The organism is Candidatus Halocynthiibacter alkanivorans (genome assembly GCF_003333265.1).
Taxonomy (GTDB): Bacteria; Pseudomonadota; Alphaproteobacteria; order Rhodobacterales; family Rhodobacteraceae; genus Halocyntiibacter_A; species Halocyntiibacter_A alkanivorans.
Window position 1 is genome coordinate 17,869 of the sequence record NZ_QOLB01000077.1, and the last position, 17,886, is coordinate 35,754.

13 protein-coding genes and 1 pseudogene are annotated in these 17,886 nt (G+C 58.4%); 8 read left to right on the forward strand and 6 right to left on the reverse strand.

The genetic code is table 11. The annotated features are described in order from the left end of the window. Positions 1–15: 15 nt before the first annotated feature. Positions 16–1,263 (reverse strand): sarcosine oxidase subunit beta family protein, encoded by a 1,248-nt coding sequence (locus DWA01_RS08085; RefSeq protein WP_114285338.1) that lies wholly within the window; start codon positions 1,261–1,263, stop codon positions 16–18. Positions 1,264–1,846: 583 nt separating this feature from the next. Between DWA01_RS08085 and ruvX the strand changes: the two genes are divergently transcribed. Both ruvX and DWA01_RS08095 read left to right on the forward strand, forming a co-directional pair. Continuing rightward, positions 1,847–2,323: a Holliday junction resolvase RuvX gene (gene ruvX, locus DWA01_RS08090; RefSeq protein WP_114285339.1), complete on the forward strand. Its 477-nt coding sequence runs from the start codon at positions 1,847–1,849 to the stop codon at positions 2,321–2,323. Then, the gene (locus tag DWA01_RS08095; RefSeq protein WP_114285340.1) at positions 2,320–2,544 is read left to right on the forward strand and encodes a DUF1289 domain-containing protein; all 225 of its coding nucleotides are present in this window, start codon (positions 2,320–2,322) and stop codon (positions 2,542–2,544) included. The genes ruvX and DWA01_RS08095 overlap by 4 nt, the downstream gene beginning before the upstream one ends. Before the next feature lie 4 nt (positions 2,545–2,548). Here DWA01_RS08095 and DWA01_RS08100 read toward each other — a convergent pair whose 3' ends face one another. Beyond that, the gene (locus tag DWA01_RS08100) at positions 2,549–3,373 is read right to left on the reverse strand and encodes a sulfite exporter TauE/SafE family protein (RefSeq protein ID WP_114285341.1); all 825 of its coding nucleotides are present in this window, start codon (positions 3,371–3,373) and stop codon (positions 2,549–2,551) included. Between the two features lie 198 nt (positions 3,374–3,571). Next, positions 3,572–4,579 (reverse strand): tRNA dihydrouridine(20/20a) synthase DusA, encoded by a 1,008-nt coding sequence (dusA, locus tag DWA01_RS08105; RefSeq protein WP_114285342.1) that lies wholly within the window; start codon positions 4,577–4,579, stop codon positions 3,572–3,574. 654 nt (positions 4,580–5,233) lie between these two features. Between dusA and DWA01_RS08110 the strand changes: the two genes are divergently transcribed. Further along, complete coding sequence (locus DWA01_RS08110; RefSeq protein ID WP_114285343.1) at positions 5,234–6,172, forward strand: carbon-nitrogen hydrolase family protein; 939 nt, start codon at positions 5,234–5,236, stop codon at positions 6,170–6,172. A 730-nt stretch (positions 6,173–6,902) separates the two neighbouring features. After that, positions 6,903–7,610 (forward strand): SDR family NAD(P)-dependent oxidoreductase, encoded by a 708-nt coding sequence (locus tag DWA01_RS08115; protein WP_114285344.1) that lies wholly within the window; start codon positions 6,903–6,905, stop codon positions 7,608–7,610. Between the two features lie 406 nt (positions 7,611–8,016). Here DWA01_RS08115 and DWA01_RS08120 read toward each other — a convergent pair whose 3' ends face one another. Genes DWA01_RS08120 through DWA01_RS08130 form a run of 3 tightly spaced genes read right to left on the reverse strand, consistent with a single transcriptional unit; the run spans position 8,017 to position 12,572 of the window. Then, positions 8,017–9,336, reverse strand: coding sequence for an aspartate aminotransferase family protein (locus DWA01_RS08120; protein ID WP_114285345.1), 1,320 nt, complete (start codon positions 9,334–9,336; stop codon positions 8,017–8,019). 1 nt (position 9,337) lies between these two features. Next, complete coding sequence (locus DWA01_RS08125) at positions 9,338–10,153, reverse strand: 3-keto-5-aminohexanoate cleavage protein (protein ID WP_114285346.1); 816 nt, start codon at positions 10,151–10,153, stop codon at positions 9,338–9,340. A gap of 4 nt (positions 10,154–10,157) precedes the next feature. Then, a complete protein-coding gene (locus DWA01_RS08130) occupies positions 10,158–12,572 on the reverse strand; it encodes a GcvT family protein (protein WP_114285347.1) in 2,415 nt (804 codons plus the stop codon). A gap of 229 nt (positions 12,573–12,801) precedes the next feature. Here DWA01_RS08130 and DWA01_RS08135 point away from each other — a divergent pair, with 229 nt between their 5' ends. The 4 genes and pseudogenes from DWA01_RS08135 (at position 12,802) to DWA01_RS08150 (ending at position 17,856) form a co-directional block, all read left to right on the forward strand. After that, complete coding sequence (locus DWA01_RS08135; protein ID WP_114285348.1) at positions 12,802–13,689, forward strand: MurR/RpiR family transcriptional regulator; 888 nt, start codon at positions 12,802–12,804, stop codon at positions 13,687–13,689. Between the two features lie 96 nt (positions 13,690–13,785). Next, positions 13,786–14,735 (forward strand): annotated as a pseudogene (locus DWA01_RS08140) (TAXI family TRAP transporter solute-binding subunit). A gap of 95 nt (positions 14,736–14,830) precedes the next feature. Next, positions 14,831–17,434 carry a TRAP transporter permease gene (locus tag DWA01_RS08145; RefSeq protein WP_419186989.1) on the forward strand — a complete coding sequence of 868 codons (2,604 nt, stop codon included), beginning with the start codon at positions 14,831–14,833 and terminating at the stop codon, positions 17,432–17,434. Next, the gene (locus DWA01_RS08150) at positions 17,431–17,856 is read left to right on the forward strand and encodes a universal stress protein (protein ID WP_114285350.1); all 426 of its coding nucleotides are present in this window, start codon (positions 17,431–17,433) and stop codon (positions 17,854–17,856) included. The genes DWA01_RS08145 and DWA01_RS08150 overlap by 4 nt, the downstream gene beginning before the upstream one ends. Positions 17,857–17,886: the final 30 nt, after the last annotated feature.

Consider the following 17,886-nt stretch of genomic DNA (forward strand, 5'->3'; position numbering starts at 1 on the left):
GGCGCGAGTGCCGGATTAGTGTGCCACGCCGGCAGCGACGCTTTCATCGATAAAGCGCCCCTCGACAAAGCGGTCCATACCAAAGGCGGCCGCCAGTGGTCCGGGCTCACCCTTGGCCACCAGTTCCGCCATCGCCCAGCCTGAGCCCGGAATGGCTTTAAAGCCGCCCGTGCCCCAACCGCCGTTGAGAAAGCAATTGCCCAGCGGTGTTTTGGTAATGATCGGGGATCGGTCCCCGGTCATATCCACGATACCGCCCCACTGGCGCAGCATTTTCAGGCGCGAGATAATCGGGAAGGTTTCCACCAACGCGCGCACGGTTTCTTCCACATGATGGAAGGAGCCACGCTGGGTGTAGTTATTGAACCCGTCGGTGCCGCCGCCGATCACCATTTCGCCCTTGTCCGACTGGGACATATAGCCGTGCACCGTATTGGCCATGATGACCACATCCATGCAGGGTTTGATTGGCTCAGACACCAGCGCCTGCAGCGCAATGGCCTCCATCGGAAGACGGAAACCTGCCATCTCAGCCAGCTGACCCGAATGACCGGCAACCACGATCGAAAGTTTGCCACAGCCGATGTGACCTTTGGAGGTCTCTACGCCGGTGACCTGACCGGCCTCGGAACGTACGCCAGTCACTTCGCATTGCTGAATGATATCCATGCCCATATCGGAACAGGCACGGGCATAACCCCAGGCCACCGCGTCGTGACGCGCAGTGCCGCCACGCGCCTGGTACAGCGCGCCCAGAACCGGGTAGCGCGGCCCATCAAGCGAAATGATCGGGCAAAGCTCTTTGACTTTTTCCGGGCCGATGAATTTGGTTTCCACGCCCTGCAGCGCGTTGGCAAAGGCGGTACGCTGATAGCCGCGGACCTCATGTTCGGTCTGCGCCAGCATCATCACACCCCGGGGCGAGAACATGACGTTATAGTTCAGATCCTGCGACATGGTCTCATACAGAGAGCGCGCTTTTTCATAGATCGCTGCGGAGGGATCCTGCAGGTAGTTGGAGCGGATAATGGTGGTATTGCGGCCGGTGTTGCCGCCACCAAGCCAGCCTTTTTCGATCACCGCCACATTGGTGATGCCGAAGTTTTTGCCCAGGTAATAGGCGGTGGCCAGACCGTGGCCACCAGCGCCAACGATCACCACATCATAATGGGCTTTAGGCGTGGGTGCGGCCCAGGCGCGTTCCCATCCCTGATGATAGCGCGCCGCTTCACGGGCAATGGCAAAGGCAGAATAACGTTTCATGGGCGAATCCCTCGTTGTCGTCACGGGGCTGTTGGCCCGAGGATCACACTAAATGAGGCTCGCCATGCTCCAGGGCTGTGAGCGGCAATTAGCGCCGGGATTGCGACATTGGAAATTTTTTGCGACATATCTCGGGATTTTCCGCAGCAGACAAAGCAGCTGGCGAGGAGAATTTGATGTGAATCGATGGAACGTTTACCGGATTATTCAGGCTTACTGTTAGTCTTGCCCGGTGACGTTTCGCAGCAACACAAACCGACAGGACCATATTGGCTCAGTACATCGTGCCGGACGCTCGGTCCGCGCGCTTGCTCTCCCGGTTTTGAGGTGTAACCGGGGCTGAGAGGGGAACGGTCGCAAAAAGGATCGCCGCCATGTGGTCGGGGCGATGAAGCGGCTGGACAATCGAGGCGGGACCGCCCAGGAATGGCCGGTCTGACCCGTGTGCCCTGAGGTCCCGGCAGCCAGTGTCTGGCAACTGCTGCCAACAAGGGCGACACGGCAGGATGCGCCAGGAAAATTCGCCACCCCCGACGGGTCTGGCACCGGAATGTACAACCGCAGATGCGGCAGGAGTTGCAGAATGATTTGTGAGACCATCGAAGAATTTGCCGCTGCCCTGCCGCCGATGCGCGCTGTCGCGGGGCTGGATCTGGGCACTAAAACCATCGGTGTTTCGGTCTCCGACAGGTTGCTGAGCGTGGCAACGCCACTTGAAACCGTACGGCGTAAGAAATTTGGTGTGGATGCCGCCCGTCTGCTTGAGATCGCCGGCGCGCGTGACCTGGCCGGTTTTGTGCTGGGATTGCCGCGCAATATGGACGGATCAGAAGGACCGCGCTGCCAGGCCACCCGCGCCTTTGCCCGCAATCTGAGCGCGTTGACCGATCTGCCGATCGGCTATTGGGATGAACGCCTGTCCACCGTCGCCGCTGAGCGGGTGCTGCTGGCGGCCGATACCAGCCGGGCGCGCCGCGCTGAGGTGATCGACCATGTCGCAGCGGGTTTCATCCTGCAAGGCGCGCTGGACCGGCTAAGCCACCTGCGGAGCGCTAAGTGAAACATCAGGTCTGGAAACGCAATGAAGTGGACAGCCCCTGTGTCAATATTTGCGTCGTGCATCCGCGCGCCGGGCTCTGCGTCGGCTGTTTGCGCAGCCTTGAGGAAATCGCGGCCTGGTCGGATTTGAGCCACGAGGACAGGGCGGCGATCACCGCCACCCTGCCCGACCGAAAATCTCTGATTTCCAAACGCCGGGGTGGACGCGCCGCCCGGGTGTGAGCGGTTACAAACCAACCGCTTTGCGCAACATGTTCAGCGCCACCAGCACCAGAAAACCACCAAATACGCGCTTCAGTGGCTTCGGATCCATCGCATGCGCCAGCTTCACGCCCCAGGGTGCCGTGATCAGCGTCATTGCGATCACCAGCAGAAACGCCGGTATATTGACCGCGCCGATCGTAAAGGGCGGCCGTACCGCCGGGTCGATATCCACCAGCAGGAAACCCGCCACGCCAGGCACCGCGATGATCACGCCAAAGCCTGCAGCTGTGGCAACGGCGCGGTGGATCGGCGAGGCATAGAGGCTCATCAACGGCACCCCGAACGAGCCGCCACCAATCCCCATCAACACCGACAGAAATCCAACCGCCGGGGACAGGACCGCCCGCAGCACGCCGGTGGGCATCATGGCACCCAGCCGCCAGTCCGCACGGCCAAACAGCATATAAATCGCAACCACCGTGGCCAGGCTGCCAAATATCCCCTGCAGCACAGTCGAGCGCAGAGAAGAAGCCACCAGCACACCGACAAAAGCCCCCAGCACGATGCCAATGGCCCAGCTCCGCAAAATGTCCCAGTCGACCGCGCCTTTTTTGTGATGACTGTGCACCGAGCGCAAAGAAGTGACCGTGATCGTCGCCAGCGAAGTGGCAAGACAGATCTGCATCAGCTGAGCGCTTTCATACCCCAGCGCAGAAAACGCATAATAAAACGCCGGTACAAGGATGATGCCTCCACCAACCCCCAGCAGTCCGGCAATGACTCCGGCAAATGCACCGATCACGGTCAGCAAAGCAACCATCGGCAAAAGTTCAGATATTTCAGGCATTCCCATCCCCAGGCTAAAGTCTTTTGCAAAGAGATAGACGAGGTTTGCGACCGGCAAAAGAGCTTTTGACAACCAATTGCGTGATCGGTCAATTCCGCGGTTGCAGCTTGTTCATGCTAATCAACCAGCACTGGTTCTCTGCCGCCCTTTCACGCGAATTTAATGCCGCCTGCCCCACGCCAGACCGGCCATAAGCGCCTAGCCGACCTGCGCCAGCGCTTCGCGCAATACTTCAAGCCCGGCACCTTCTTTGCTGCTTTTTTCAGACAGAGTGCGGCGCCACAGCCGCGCCCCCGGCCGGCCCACAAACAGCCCCAGCATATGACGGGTGATCTGATTGAGCCGTCCGCCACTTTGCAGATGCGCGGCGATATAGGGTTCCATCTCCGCCACTGCCTCATGGGCCGTCAGCCGGTGGCCAGTGCCAAAGATCTCCTGGTCAGCGCCGAGCATAACTTCTGCCGGGTTATGATAAGCCGCCCGCCCGACCATGACACCGTCCATGCCGCGCGCCAGATGTTCCCGCGCCTCGGCCAGCGTGCTGACGCCGCCGTTCAGCGACAGGTGCAATTGGGGGAATTCTGCCTTCATGCGATAGACCAGTTCATAATCCAGCGGCGGAATATCCCGGTTTTCCTTGGGGCTGAGTCCTTTGAGCCAGGCCTTGCGCGCATGGATGGTAAAACGACTGACACCGGCGGCGGACACTTTTTCCAGAAAGTCAGGCAGCACAGCTTCCGGGTCCTGGTCGTCCACTCCGATACGGCATTTGACTGTAACTTCAACATTTGAAACCGCCGCCATCGCCGCCATACAGTCAGCGACAAGATCAGCATTTTCCATCAACACCGCCCCAAATGAACCGGACTGAACCCGGTCAGAGGGGCAGCCGACGTTCAGATTGACCTCATCATAACCCTCTTCGCAGCAGATGCGGGTGGCTTGTGCCAACTCGCGCGGATCGGACCCGCCAAGCTGTACCGCAATCGGGTGCTCTTCCGGCGAGTAGGTCAGCAAATGACGCGCCCCACCGCGCACCAGCGCCGGCGCGGTGACCATTTCGGTGTACAGCAGGCTTTCACGCGACATCAGGCGATGGAAATAACGACAATGCCGGTCGGTCCAGTCCATCATAGGTGCCACGCTGAGGCGGGAAGCGCGTATTACCGCTGATTTTCCATTAGTTTCCGAAGCTTGGTCGCGCATTGAAGTGGCTCATTGTAAGTTGGTTCTTGCCTGTTTCCGCCCATTTCATGCTTTCGGAACAACAAAGCTGTTCTGGCATGGCCGGTTGTTCTGAACGCAACAGACAATATGGTTCGGCCGCCTTCCTTGCACAGATCCGGTTCAATAGGAAAGGGAAATGGGGACAACGGAATTCAAGCCCCTTTTGTCTCCCCCGGATTAACACGACTTGCAAATGCCACACAAAGACATCGCGCAGTGTAGTATCCTGCGCGCCCCGCGCTGTTCGGCGCCTGTGATGCGATCATTTCACTGGCGTCTGATCTGTTAATTTATCAAGCGCGGGTCTGACTTTCCCTGGCCAGAGACTAAATGCCAGGCCGGATGAGTATTTGTCAGGTCCAGCCCTTCAAATCTCGTGTACCAGGGCCCTGACGGCAAATGACCTTAGTCTGTCGTCCGCTGGTGTCTGAGGGGAAATTGAAAATTCCCGGTTCTGGTCAGAGTTGGTGTAGTATGGGGGGACGAATTTCCAGGCGCGAATTTTGGTGCGGACGTACATCGGGTCTGAGAGGCCCCACTCTGACCGCATCCGCGCAGGCCTGTCCTAACGGGCCCGGCGGACCGCCTCCGGCACCTGCCTGCCATTGCAATTTGTTCGAAAGGAGTATTGCCATGACCATCGTTGCTGTCGTTCAGGAACCTCCCGTCTATCTGAATCTCGGAAAATCGATGGAGCGCGCTGTCGGGCTGATCGCAAATTGCGCGGCGAAGGGCTGCAATCTTGTGGTATTCCCGGAGGCCTGGCTGCCCGGCTACCCGACGTTCGTCTGGCGGCTGAAACCAGGCCAGGACATGGGCAAGACTGATGCTTTGTATGCGCGGCTTCTGGACAATTGCGTTGACCTGGGAAAAGACGGGCTGGCGCCGTTGCGGGAGGCGGCGCGCGCACATGGCGTTGTGGTTGTGGTCGGCTACCAGGAGGTCGCTGGCGCGGTCAGTGGCGGCACCATCTATAACAGTTGCGCCATAATCGACGCGGACGGCACACTGGCCAACAATCACCGCAAACTGATGCCGACCAATCCGGAACGTATGGTCTGGGGTTTTGGCGATGGCGCGGGGCTGAATGTGGTGGAAACCGCGGCGGGGCGCATTGGCAGTCTGATCTGCTGGGAAAACTATATGCCGCTGGCGCGCTATGCGCTTTATGCCCAGAACATCGACATCTATGTGGCACCAACCTGGGACAGTGGCGACAGCTGGCAGGCCACCATGCAGCATATCGCGCGCGAAGGGGGCTGTTGGGTCATCGGCTGCGCCACCGCGCTGGAGGCTTCTGACATCCCCGAAGACATTCCGTTCCGGGAGGATCTTTTTCCCGAACCGGAGGAGTGGGTGAACCCGGGCGATGCGGTGGTCTATAAGCCGTTTGGCGGGCTTGCCGCCGGTCCGATGCATCAGGAAAAGGGGTTGCTGATGGCGGAGCTTGATCTGGACGCCGTGCAAGTCTCGCGGCGGAAATTTGACGTTAGCGGCCATTATGCGCGCCCTGATGTGTTCACGCTCAGCGTCAACCGCGCGCGTCAGGAACCCGTGCATTTCACCCCGTAAGCCCCGATACACTCAGTATCTGTGAGGCCCGGGAAAATGGCACAGGGCCGGTAACTGCCACCGCCCGCCAGGCCTCGCGCGCAGCTGAGATTACTTTACCGCTGTTCCCACTGTGCCCCCGCGTCCATGGCCCGCCTGAATGCGTCGGGAAAACGCGTGATTTTGGGGAGCCTGATCCCCGCCCACAGGGCACCGGTTCGGATCGATCACAACTAACAGCGCTCGCTTGCGGTCAACACGCCTGCTTGTCCGGTGCTCCGGCAGATTACCCCGCTTTGATCCGGGCTGCCCCGACGCGCATACAGTGTTTACCAAGCCGATTGCGCAAGCTGTGCTTCGTTCAAAAGCCAGCAGGAATACCAAGACCCGCGCCGCGTGATCCGGTCGTGCGCATGAGCGGCAGTTTCACGCGCGGGGACCTCAGTCCGGGCGGCCCTGCGCACCCGCCCTGACCGCCAACGGATCCTCTTATCCCGCCTGCGCCATTGCACCCCGCACGACGGCCCACAGGTGGCACTGGATCTCCGGGCACCGGTGCCGAAAACACCGGCTGCATCAACTGCTTGCTGGATATCACTCCACCGCAAAGGCAGGCTGTTGCCCGGGTCCCCTCCTGTAATCGTTTTTCGGTTCCTCAACGTTTGCGCCCTGTGCCTTGCCTCTGCGCCCTGTCCTCACCTTTCAAACCGTGCTAGGTGCAATGTCTGGCATCAGACAAGGAAATACCGACATGCAGCTTAAGGATAAAGTCGTTCTCATCACCGGTGGCAGCGATGGAATTGGCAAGCATATCTGCCTGAAACTGGCCTCTGAAGGCTGCCGGCTGGCCATTCTGGGGCGCAATCACGATCGTCTTGATGCCGTGGCGACCGAGGCGCTGGAGCGGGGTGCGGCTGAAGTGCGCAGCTATTCTGTCGATCTGACGCAGTCAGTTGCACTGAAAGCGGTGACGCAGGTCATTCTGAGTGATTTTGGCGCGGTGGATATCCTGATCAACAATGCCGGCGTCTGGCACAAGGCCGGGCCACTTGACACGATTGATGCAGATGTGCTGCTGACCACGGTGCAGACCAATCTGACCGCAGTGATGCAGCTGACCCGGCATCTGTTGCCCAGCCTGCGCGCACGGGGTGAGGCCGCCATTCTCAACGTGGTGTCAAAATCCGGTGTTGTCGCCCAGGCGGGGCAATCGGTTTATACCGCCACCAAATACGGCGTGCGCGGTTTTACCGACGTGTTGAAAGAAGACGAGGCCGGCACCGGGGTACGGGTTGCAGGGCTCTATCAGAGCGGCACCAACACCGGCATGTTCGCCAAGGCCGGCGAAGAGGTGCCCAACCATATATTTACCGAGCCTGACGATCTGGCCGATGTGGTGGTCTTTATGCTGTCGCGACCGCCTAAACTGTGGATGCATGACGTTCGGATCGAGTTGTAACCAGCTGATTAAAAATGACGAATGGCGAAGGCCTGCGCAGCAGATCCCTACTTCATTCTCTCGGCTGAACCATGACGTTACAGGACCAGAGCAACAGCAATTGCCGGCGTGGACAAATTTCTCAGCGCCCGGCGATGCGGGGTTTTAAAAACATCGCGGGCGGTCATTTCATGCTTCGCGCAAGATGGCTCTAAGACCAGAGACAGTAATGAGATAACTAGTTCAGAGCGCTCCAACAGGTTGCCCGGCAGTGAGCGGCCGTCTCCAGCGCTGCATTCCCCACCGGCGGGCTGTTTGAGCGCGCTGGTGACATGAGGCAAGCCAGCGGGGATCGCTGGAATCGGCGCCCTCCAAGCACTTCAGAACGCGGCACTGCCTGGATTGCCAGTGCCGCAGTGCCCCTAGCTTACAACGCTTGTGCGAGCGCGGCCTGAAGCGGTCGGACAATTTCGGGAATCTGTTCCTCGGTGAGAATGAAAGGCGGCGCCAGCAGGATGTGGTCGCCGAGTTTGCCGTCCCGCGTGCCTGACATGGGATAACAAATCAAACCTTCGGCAAAGGAGGCCTTTTTCAACCTGGCGGCAACGGACAGCGCCGGATCAAAAGGTGCTTTGCTTTCCCGGTCAGCTACAATTTCCAGACCGATGAACAGGCCGCGGCCGCGGATATCACCGATATGGGGATGCTGTCCGAAGGCGTCGACCAGAGCTGACTGCAGTTTTGCGCCCATGTCCCGGACCCGGGGCAGCAAGTCGCGGTCCAGAATGGCCTTTACCACAGCGAGCCCTGCGGCAGTGGCCACCGGATGCCCGAGATAGGTGTGGCCATGTTGGAAAAATCCGCTGCCATTGGCTATCGTGTCATAGATCTCACCATTGCAGAGCATGGCGCCGATCGGCTGATAACCAGCACCCAGACCTTTGGCAATGCAGAGGATATCCGGCGTTACCCCGTCGGCATCGCAGGCAAACAAATGGCCGGTGCGCCCCATACCGCACATCACCTCATCCAGGATCAGCAAGACACCGTACTGGTCACAGATCTCGCGAATGCGTTTGAAATAGCCCTCTGCCGCCGGAACTGCGCCGAGCGTCGCTCCCACCACCGGTTCCGCCATAAAGGCCATCACCGTATCTGAGCCAAGACGCAGAATTTCATCCTCCAGTTCCTGGGCGGCGCGCAGAGCATAAGTTTCTGAGGATTCAGCCGCACCGCGCAGCGCGTATTCATAGCAAGGCGCGATATGGCTGACGTCAATCAACAAAGGCGCAAACTGTTCACGGCGCCAGGCGTTGCCCCCGGCCGACAGGGCGCCGATGGTATTGCCGTGATAGCTTTGTTTGCGCGCAATCAGGTGGCGGCGCTGGGGTGCGCCGCGTTCAACGTGATACTGGCGGGCCAGTTTGATCGCCGCCTCTGTCGCCTCAGACCCTCCGGATACAAAATACACTTTTTCAATGCCGTCCGGCGCGTGTTCGATCAGCAGATCAGCCAGCTCTTCCGCCGGTTCTGACGTCAAAAAGCTGGTATGGGCGAAAGCAAGCCGGTCGAGCTGGGTTTTGATCGCTTCAGTCACCTCAGTATCGCCGTGACCCAGGCAGGAAACCGCGGCACCACCGGAGCCGTCAAAATAGCGTTTGCCGTCAGAATCGGTCAGGTAACAGCCCTCGCCGCTGACAGCGGTGGGGACGGTGTGTTTGCAATGACGCGGAAAGACGTGGCTCATATCAGGAGACCTTTTGGGAAATAGAGGAAGACAAGCTCAGTTGCGGAGCCGGTGTAAGACCCTGGGAAAGGCCCTCTTTGACAATAAGCGCGACACTCTCTGTGTTTTCGCGCAAGAGAGCGCCATCGGGACGCTGGATGTTGTTTTCAAAGCCGATACGCACATTGCCCCCAGCCAGCAGAGCGGCGCGCGCGCAGGCAAGTTCTTGTTGACCGAATGCGCAAAGCGACCAGTCCAGATCCATGCCAGCCGTCGCGTTCAGAAACACTGACAGATCACCGGGCCGGGCCAGGACAGGCGGCGAATATTGCCCCAACACGAAAATAGCCGAGCGCAGATGCGGCGCGATGATGCCCTGGTCCAACCAGCTGCGCAGCAGAGCGACATCCTGGGCGTTATAGAGAATATGCTGCACTTCGACCCCAGTCTCACTGGCAAAAGCATAGAGCCGCTTGGCAATGGGCACATCACGTGCCATTTCCCGCACGGAGACAGAGGCCGCTTTGGGCTGCACCTGTTGCAGGCAGGTATATTGTTCGGCCACCTGATACAGACCCGCGGCCTCGGTCGTGACCTGGACCGCCATCTGCGGTACGACTTCTAAGACAGCCGCAATCGCATCGCGGTAGCGCCCTGCGTCCAGTGAGTGGCGGCCCTCTTGGTCCCGCACATGCAGGTGAATAGTGCCGGCCCCCGCAGCAAAACAGGCTGCAGCGGTTTCCGCAATCTCAGCGCTGGTGGCTGGCAGGGCCGGATGGTCCGCTTTGCTGCGTCGGGCGCCGTTTGGAGCTACTGTAACAGTGAAGGTTCTTGTCATCGGCTCAATCTCGTTTCACACGCATGCGCGCGCCACTGGCGTCAAAAGCCGGACCGACCTGAAGCTTGCCTTTGAACATCGTGCGGGCAATGTCGAGCTCGACCTGCATGCCATCCGGATTTTGGGTCGGGTCCGGGAGATGCACGTAGCCGAGCGCAACAGGTTTACCGATACGATAGCCAAAGGCGGCCGAAGTTGTGTGACCGATGGCCTTGCCCTCTAAGTAGATCGGCTCATGGCCGAGAGGCACCGCGTTTTCGTCTTCCAGGATCAACGTGACCAGACGGGCTCGCGGCCCCTTTTTCATCCGCTCCCGCAGGGCGTCCCGACCGATAAAGTCCTTTTTCATTGAGGTCAGCGCCGCCATACCGGCCTCAACCGGGGTGGCATCACCGTCCAGCTCATGCCCCATGGCACAAAAGCCTTTTTCTATCCGCATCGCGCTTTGTGCATAAAGCCCCGCCGGTGTGGCGCCCGCCGCCACCAGGGCCGCGTATATCGAACGCACGTTTTCAGATTTACAGGTGATCTCCCAGCTGGCTTCGCCGACATAAGACATACGCATGGCGCGCACATGGTGGCCGGCGATATGGGCGGTGCCGACCTTGAAATAACCGATGTCATTCAACTCGGGCGCGCCGGTCTCTGTGGCAATGCGAGCCGCCTCGGGGCCCATCAGCCCCAGAACTGCGTAGTCCTGAGTGCTGTCGGAAAGCGTAACATCAAAGCCTTCAGAATGCCGCCGGAACCATGCCAGATCGCGTTTGATCGCGTTGGTGCCGACAAACAGGCGATAGTGGTCCTGCGAAATGCGCTGACCTGTGATATCGCTTTCATAGGTGCCACGTTCGTTCAGCACCGCAGTATAGACGACAGATCCGGGAGCTTTGGCCATATTGCCGGCGCAGGTTTTTTGCAGGAACGCTTCGGCGTCCGGGCCGGTGACTTCGATTTTGCCAAAGGGCGAGGCGTCAAAAATCGCAGCCGCCTCATGTGCTGCCATCACTTCGCGGCGCACATTGTCAAACCAGGCGGGCTTGCCAAAGGTCATCGTCGTGTCTGCGGTTTTGCCGAAATACAGCGGGCGTTCCCAGCCGAAGGTCTGCCCCATAAAGGCGTCAGCAGCACGGTATTCCGCATCAAGCGGCAGGCGTTTCAGATCACGTGCTGTGCGCAGCTGACGGCCAGGGTAGGCGATTTCATAATGGGTACCGAGGATTTCCGGCGCCCGCGCCATCAGGTGTTCCACCCGGTTGAACACCGGTGCAAAACGTTTGGCATCGGTTTCGCCCAGATCATAAGCGGTGTGGCCATGCACAATGCAATGGGCGAGATTCATCCCTGCCCCGCCGCCGGACGCGATTCCGACCGAGTTCATGCCGCAGCCGTAAAATAACCCTTTGGTTTCTGCGGCTTCGCCCAGCATGAAGGTGCCATCAGGCGTGAAACTTTCGGGACCGTTCAACAACATTTTGACTTCGGCGGTTTCCAGCGCCGGCAGACGATGAAGTGCATTCATCATCATCGGCTCAAAGTGATCCCAGTCTTCCGCCAGCAGGCCAAATTCAAAGTTCTCGTCCAGAATGCCGGGCGGGATGGCTTTTCCCATCGGTTCAAAACAACCCACCAGCAGCCCACCGCTGTCATCGCGGATATAGAGGTGGTTGTCGTGATCCGACAGGGTCGGCATGTTGCCGGTGATACCGTCGATCGGTTTGGTCAGCAGGTAGAAATGTTCACAGGGCTGCACCGGGGCTTCGCTGTCGGCCATCTCGGCGATTTCGCGCGACCAGAGCCCGGCGCAGAGCGCAATGGCATCGCACATCACCGTGCCCTGGGTGGTTTCCACGCCAACAATTTTACCGCGTTCGGTCAGGATGCCGGTGACACCGGTGTTTTCAAATATCCGGGCGCCAAGAGATTTGGCCCCTTTGACCAGCGCGGCGCAAACGTCTGAGGGCGACACACGACCGTCATCCGGCGACCAGGCCGCACCAAGCACATCCTCAGCATTCATCAGCGGCCAGCGCTCTTTTGCTTCAGCGGCACTGACCGATCTGGCGTCGATGCCCCAGGCATGGGCCAGGGCTTCTTGCCGTTTGACGTGCATCAGCCGGTCCGGCGTGGTGGCAATCGACAGCGAGCCTTTCTGGATCCAGCCAACGTTCTGGCCGGTTTCCTGTTCGAGCTGACTGTAGAGGTCCACCGAATACTGGATCATGCGCGTCAGGTTTTGCGAATGGCGCAGAGCACGGACCTGAGCGGCTGAATGCCAGGTGGTGCCGCTGGTCAATTTGTTGCGCTCCAGAAGAATCGCGTCACCCACGCCCATTTTGGCCAGGTGATACAGCGTGGAGCAGCCCATGATGCCGCCGCCAATGACGACGACAGAGGCATGAGAAGGGAGAGGGTTTGGCATTGGTTTCTCTTATTCCAGGTGAAATCTGATGGATCAGCCAACCGGCGAATTCTATTCTACAATTGAATTTCGCAGCCATGTTGTGGGGAATTCCCCACGGCGCCAGATGCCACCGATCCGTCCGTTTTCAGTACGTCCTTAGTTTCGGCAGGAAACACAAAATTAGTCAATCGACCCAAAAAATAACATAAGTTATTACCTATCTAATTCGAATCACGTGGAACGCCCAATGGACCCGACACAAAAAACCAAATTGATTTCAAAGCTTAAGGCCGATTTTGAGACGCTCGCACCGCGGCTGAAGCTGGTAGCGAAATACATTGTCGACAATCCGTCCGACTTTGGCCTGGACCCGATACGCGAAACCGCGCGTAAATCCGGCGTCAGCACTTACACGCTGGTGCGCATGGCCAAACACCTCGGCCTGGACCGGTTTGAAGACCTGCGGGCACCGTTCAGGTCTGCCCTGGTCTCAGGCTCAGAACTGACCGCGAACATGGACTGGCTTGAAGCCGTCGCCGGTTATCAAGACACCGGTCCGGCGCAAGCCGAAGCAACACTGAACACGTTGTCGATCGTGCAGCGGTCGCTACATCAGCTGGATCCCGCCAAAGCCAAGCGCGTGGTGGACATGATGTTCGCGGCTCGCAATGTCTATCTGACCGGAGTGAGGGCGAGCTATGGCCTGGCATATTACTTTCATTATGTAGGGCGAATGGCCTTGCCAACATTGCAATTAATCCCGCGCCACATGAACAGTGCCATCGATGAACTGAACTATGCAGATGATCAGGACATCCTGATTGCGATCACTTTTAACCCCTATTCCAAAGAGACGATTCAGGCCTGTCAATTTGCCCAGTCCCGCGGGTTAAAACTGATCCTGATCGCGGACTCTGATGTAATTGCGCCCGATCTCAGACCCTCAGAAGTGATCGTGGTTTCAACCATCACCACCCATTTTTTTGCATGTTTTTCCGGGGCCATGGCCACAATCGAAAACATCCTTGCGCTGCTGGTGGAACGGGGCGGCACCGCGGCGGAGCGTCGAATCGAATCCTATGAGGATTTGCGCAGCGATATTGACGCCTACTGGCGCAAACCAAAAAAACATTAGTTTTTGGATGACAATCGCTGAACCATTCTTCACCAATGCAGCAACTTGAAGAGGTGCGAAAATTCTGTTCGCCGATAACACCAACGGGAGAAATATATGAAACCAATGAAGTTTATGCTGGGCCTCGCCACAGCGGCGACGCTGTCAGTCGGCTCGATGGCCGCAGCACAAGAGCAGCAATTCATCACCATCGGCACTGGAGGTGTCACCGGGGTGTATTACCCCACAGGCGGCGCGATCTGTCGTCTGGTCAACAAAAACCGCAAAGAAACCGGCATCCGCTGTTCTGTGGAATCAACCGGTGGTTCTGTTTACAACACCCGCACGATCCGCCAGGGCGAGCTGGACTTTGGTATCGTGCAGTCTGACGTGCAGGCCGCAGCTGTAACCGGCACCGGCAAATTTGCAGACGACGGTGCATATCCGGAACTGCGCGCTGTATTCTCCGTGCACCCTGAGCCGCTTCACGTGATGGTCCGCGCGGATGCTGGCATCAATTCGGTTGCCGATTTTGCGGGCAAACGTGTCAACATTGGCAACCCTGGTTCAGGCACACGTGTTCTGGCAGAAGCGCTGATGGATGCCGCCGGTGTTTCTACAGACGATTTTGCCCTGGCTGCTGAGCTGAAATCCTCAGAACAGTCTGCAGCGCTTTGTGACGGCAAGATTCAGGCGACAATCTGGGCTGCAGGCCTGCCAAACGGGTCTTCCATGGAAGCAACCTCGACCTGACCACATCCGGTCTGGATAAGGTTCTGGCCTCCAACCCGGCCTATGCAGCGGCGACGATCCCCGGCGGCATGTATCCCGACAACGCCGACGACATCGCGTCCTGGGGCCCGAAAGCGACCTTTGTAACCTCGGCAAGTACACCTGATGAAGTCGTTTACGCGTTAGTTTCTGCGGTGTTTGACAACTTTGAAGCCTTCAAGAAACTGCACCCGGCTTTCTCCCGCCTGAAACCAGAAGAAATGATCAAAGACGGTCTGTCTGCTGAATTGCACCCTGGTGCGGTGAAATACTACAAAGAACAAGGCTGGATGTAAGTCCACGTCCATAATTAGTGAATGTGCCTCCCTGATCCGTCAGGGAGGCATTTATGTTTAGGCACCGGTAAAAAGCCGGAAACAGAGGGATGGTTATGAGCCAGACAGAGACCACAATGACCGCGGACAATGATCTTCAGGACATCGTCGCCGATTCAGATACCGGCGGACGGGTGCCACACGATACGTTTTCGATCAACGCGCTTTGGTATATCCCTCTTGTCTGGTCGCTGTTCCAGCTCTGGATCGCCTCGCCACTGCCGTTTCTGCTGCGCTTTGGCGTATTGAATGATACCCAGACACGCTCCATTCACCTGGCGTTTGCGGTGCTGCTGGCCTTTCTGGCCTTTCCGGGGCTGAAATCCAGCCCGCGCCACCGCATTCCGCGGGCCACCTGGATCACCGCAGCAATCGGTGCGGCGGCGGCCTCTTATCTCTATTACGCCTATACCGGCGTGGCGAACCGCACCGGCGCGCCCAACAGCACAGATCTGGTGATGGCCGGAATCGGCATTGTCACGCTGATGGAAGCCGCACGGCGTTCGCTGGGCTTCCCGCTGATGGGGGTGGCGCTGTTCTTCCTCGGTTATGTCTTTTTTGGCTCCAGCGATATGCTGCCCGACGTTGTGCGCTGGAAAGGCGCCTCGTTCCAGAAAGCCATGAGCCATATGTGGTTGACCACTGAGGGCGTCTTTGGCGTTGCGCTCGGCGTATCCTCGGGCTTTGTCTTTCTGTTCGTTCTGTTTGGCGCACTGCTCAATCAGGCGGGTGCGGGCAACTATTTCCTCAAACTGGCATTTGCGACACTGGGCCATCTGCGTGGCGGTCCGGCCAAAGCGGCAGTGATTGCTTCCGCGGCCACCGGGCTGATTTCGGGCTCTTCAATTGCCAATGTTGTCACCACCGGCACTTTCACCATTCCGCTGATGAAAAAGGTCGGGTTCTCGGCCACCAAAGCCGGCGCGATTGAAGTGTCCTCGTCGATCAATGGCGTGCTGACACCACCGGTGATGGGTGCTGTGGCGTTTCTGATGACCGAATATGTCGGCATTTCTTATGTGGAAGTGGTGAAAACGGCGATCGTCCCGGCGGCAATTTCCTATATCGCTCTGGTCTATATCGTGCATCTTGAAGCGCTGAAAATGGGCATGACCGGCACGTCAAAGATGCATCCGGTCAAGTTCATGCTGGGCGCCATTTTTATCATCGCCTCCTGCATTGTCATCGCCGGCGGCACCCTGTTTCTGACCGGGCAACTGGTTGATGCGGTCGAGGCCGCCTTTGGCGGTGCGGCAACGGGCATCCTGGTGGCCGGGCTGATGCTGATCTATGTGCTTGCGGTCCGTTTCGCCGCCAGTGGTCCTGACCTGGAAATGAGCAGTGACTCCCTGCAGCATTTGCCACCGACCAAAGAGATTTTCAAAACCGGGGTGCATTATCTGCTGCCAATCCTGCTGCTGATGTATCTTCTGATGATCGAGCGCAAATCCCCTGCCCTGTCCGCCTTCTGGTCGACCTCCTTCATGTTGCTGATCTTGCTGACGCAAAACCCGCTGAAAAATTATTTCCGCAAACTGGGCAATATCGCCGGGGCGCTGGATCAGGGGCTGCGTGAGATCGGCGAAGGTCTGGTAACCGGCGCGCGCAATATGATCGGGCTGGCCGCGGCCATGGGCGTGGCAGGGATCATTGTTGGCGCGGTGACGCTGACAGGCGTGGGCCAGGTGATGGCCGAGTTTGTGGAATTCCTCTCTGGCGGCAACCTGCTGGCAATGCTGTTCTTCGTGGCGCTTATTTCGATCATTCTGGGCATGGGTCTGCCAACCACAGCCAACTATATCGTGGTGTCTTCGCTGATGGCTGGCGTAGTCGTTGAACTGGGTGCACAATCCGGATTGATCGTACCACTGGTCGCGGTTCACATGTTCGTCTTCTATTTTGGCATCATGGCCGATGTGACACCGCCGGTGGGGCTTGCCTCATTTGCTGCTGCGGCGATCAGCAAGGGCGACCCGCTCAAAACCGGGTTTCAGGCGTTTTTCTATTCGATACGGACCGCCGCTTTGCCGTTCTTGTTCATCTTCAACACCGACCTGTTGCTGATCAACGTCGGGCCGGTACAGGCGGTCTTTGTCTTTCTTGTCGCGATGGTCGCCATGTTGTTATTTGCGGCCGGCACCATGGGTTGGTTTATGACCCGTTCGCGCCTGTGGGAAAGTGTCGCCCTGATCCTTGTGGCATTCACGCTGTTCCGGCCCGGATTTTTCCTCGATCAGATCGCGCCTGAATTTGAGGCCAGAGAGGCCAGCGCGATATTCCAGATGGCGGAAGACCTTGGTGACGACGCGAGTATCCGGGTGCGCCTGGCTGGTGAAAACCTGAACGGCGATCCGGTGGATGCCAAGTACCTGTTGCCGCTGGGGCCCAAAGGTGCCGCTGGAGCGGACCGCCTGCTGAACGGCGCGGGGCTTGAGCTGCGCAATGAGGATGGCAAGCTGTTCATCGACAATCTGGAATTTGCCGGTGTCGCTGAACAGTTGGGTCTGGATTTTGATTGGGAAGTCATTGAGTTGGATGTGAAGACTGAACGTGTCCGCAAGGAGGTCTTCTATCTGCCTGCGCTTGCGCTTCTGGCACTGATTTACCTGGCGCAGACGCGGCGCCGGAAACACCCTGAAGCGCTGGAGGAAGTGGCATGAGCAATTCAATCCTTTGTGCTGTGGATCTGGGACACCCGGACGTCAGCAAAGCGGTGCTGAAGCGGGCGCAGGAACTTGCAAAGCTGGATGACGCGGTGCTGAACGTCATCACCGTGGTTCCGGACTATGGCATGTCGATCGTCGGTTCTTTTTTTGAGGCGGGCACGCTGAAAAAGGCGGTGAACGCGGTCAATGTGCAATTGCATGAGTTTGTGTCCCAGAACGCCGAGGGCGGGATCAGGGTCCGTCATATCGTCAGCGTCGGCAGCATCTATGAGGAGGTGCTTGACGCGATCCGTGAAACCGGCGCCGACCTGGTGATTATGGGGGCTGGCAAGCCGGGTTTGAAAGAGTATCTGCTGGGGCCGAATGCCGCGCGTATTGCCCGCCATACCGAAGCTTCAGTCTATATCGCACGCTGAGCCCATGAACACCCTGTGTTCAGGCGTCTA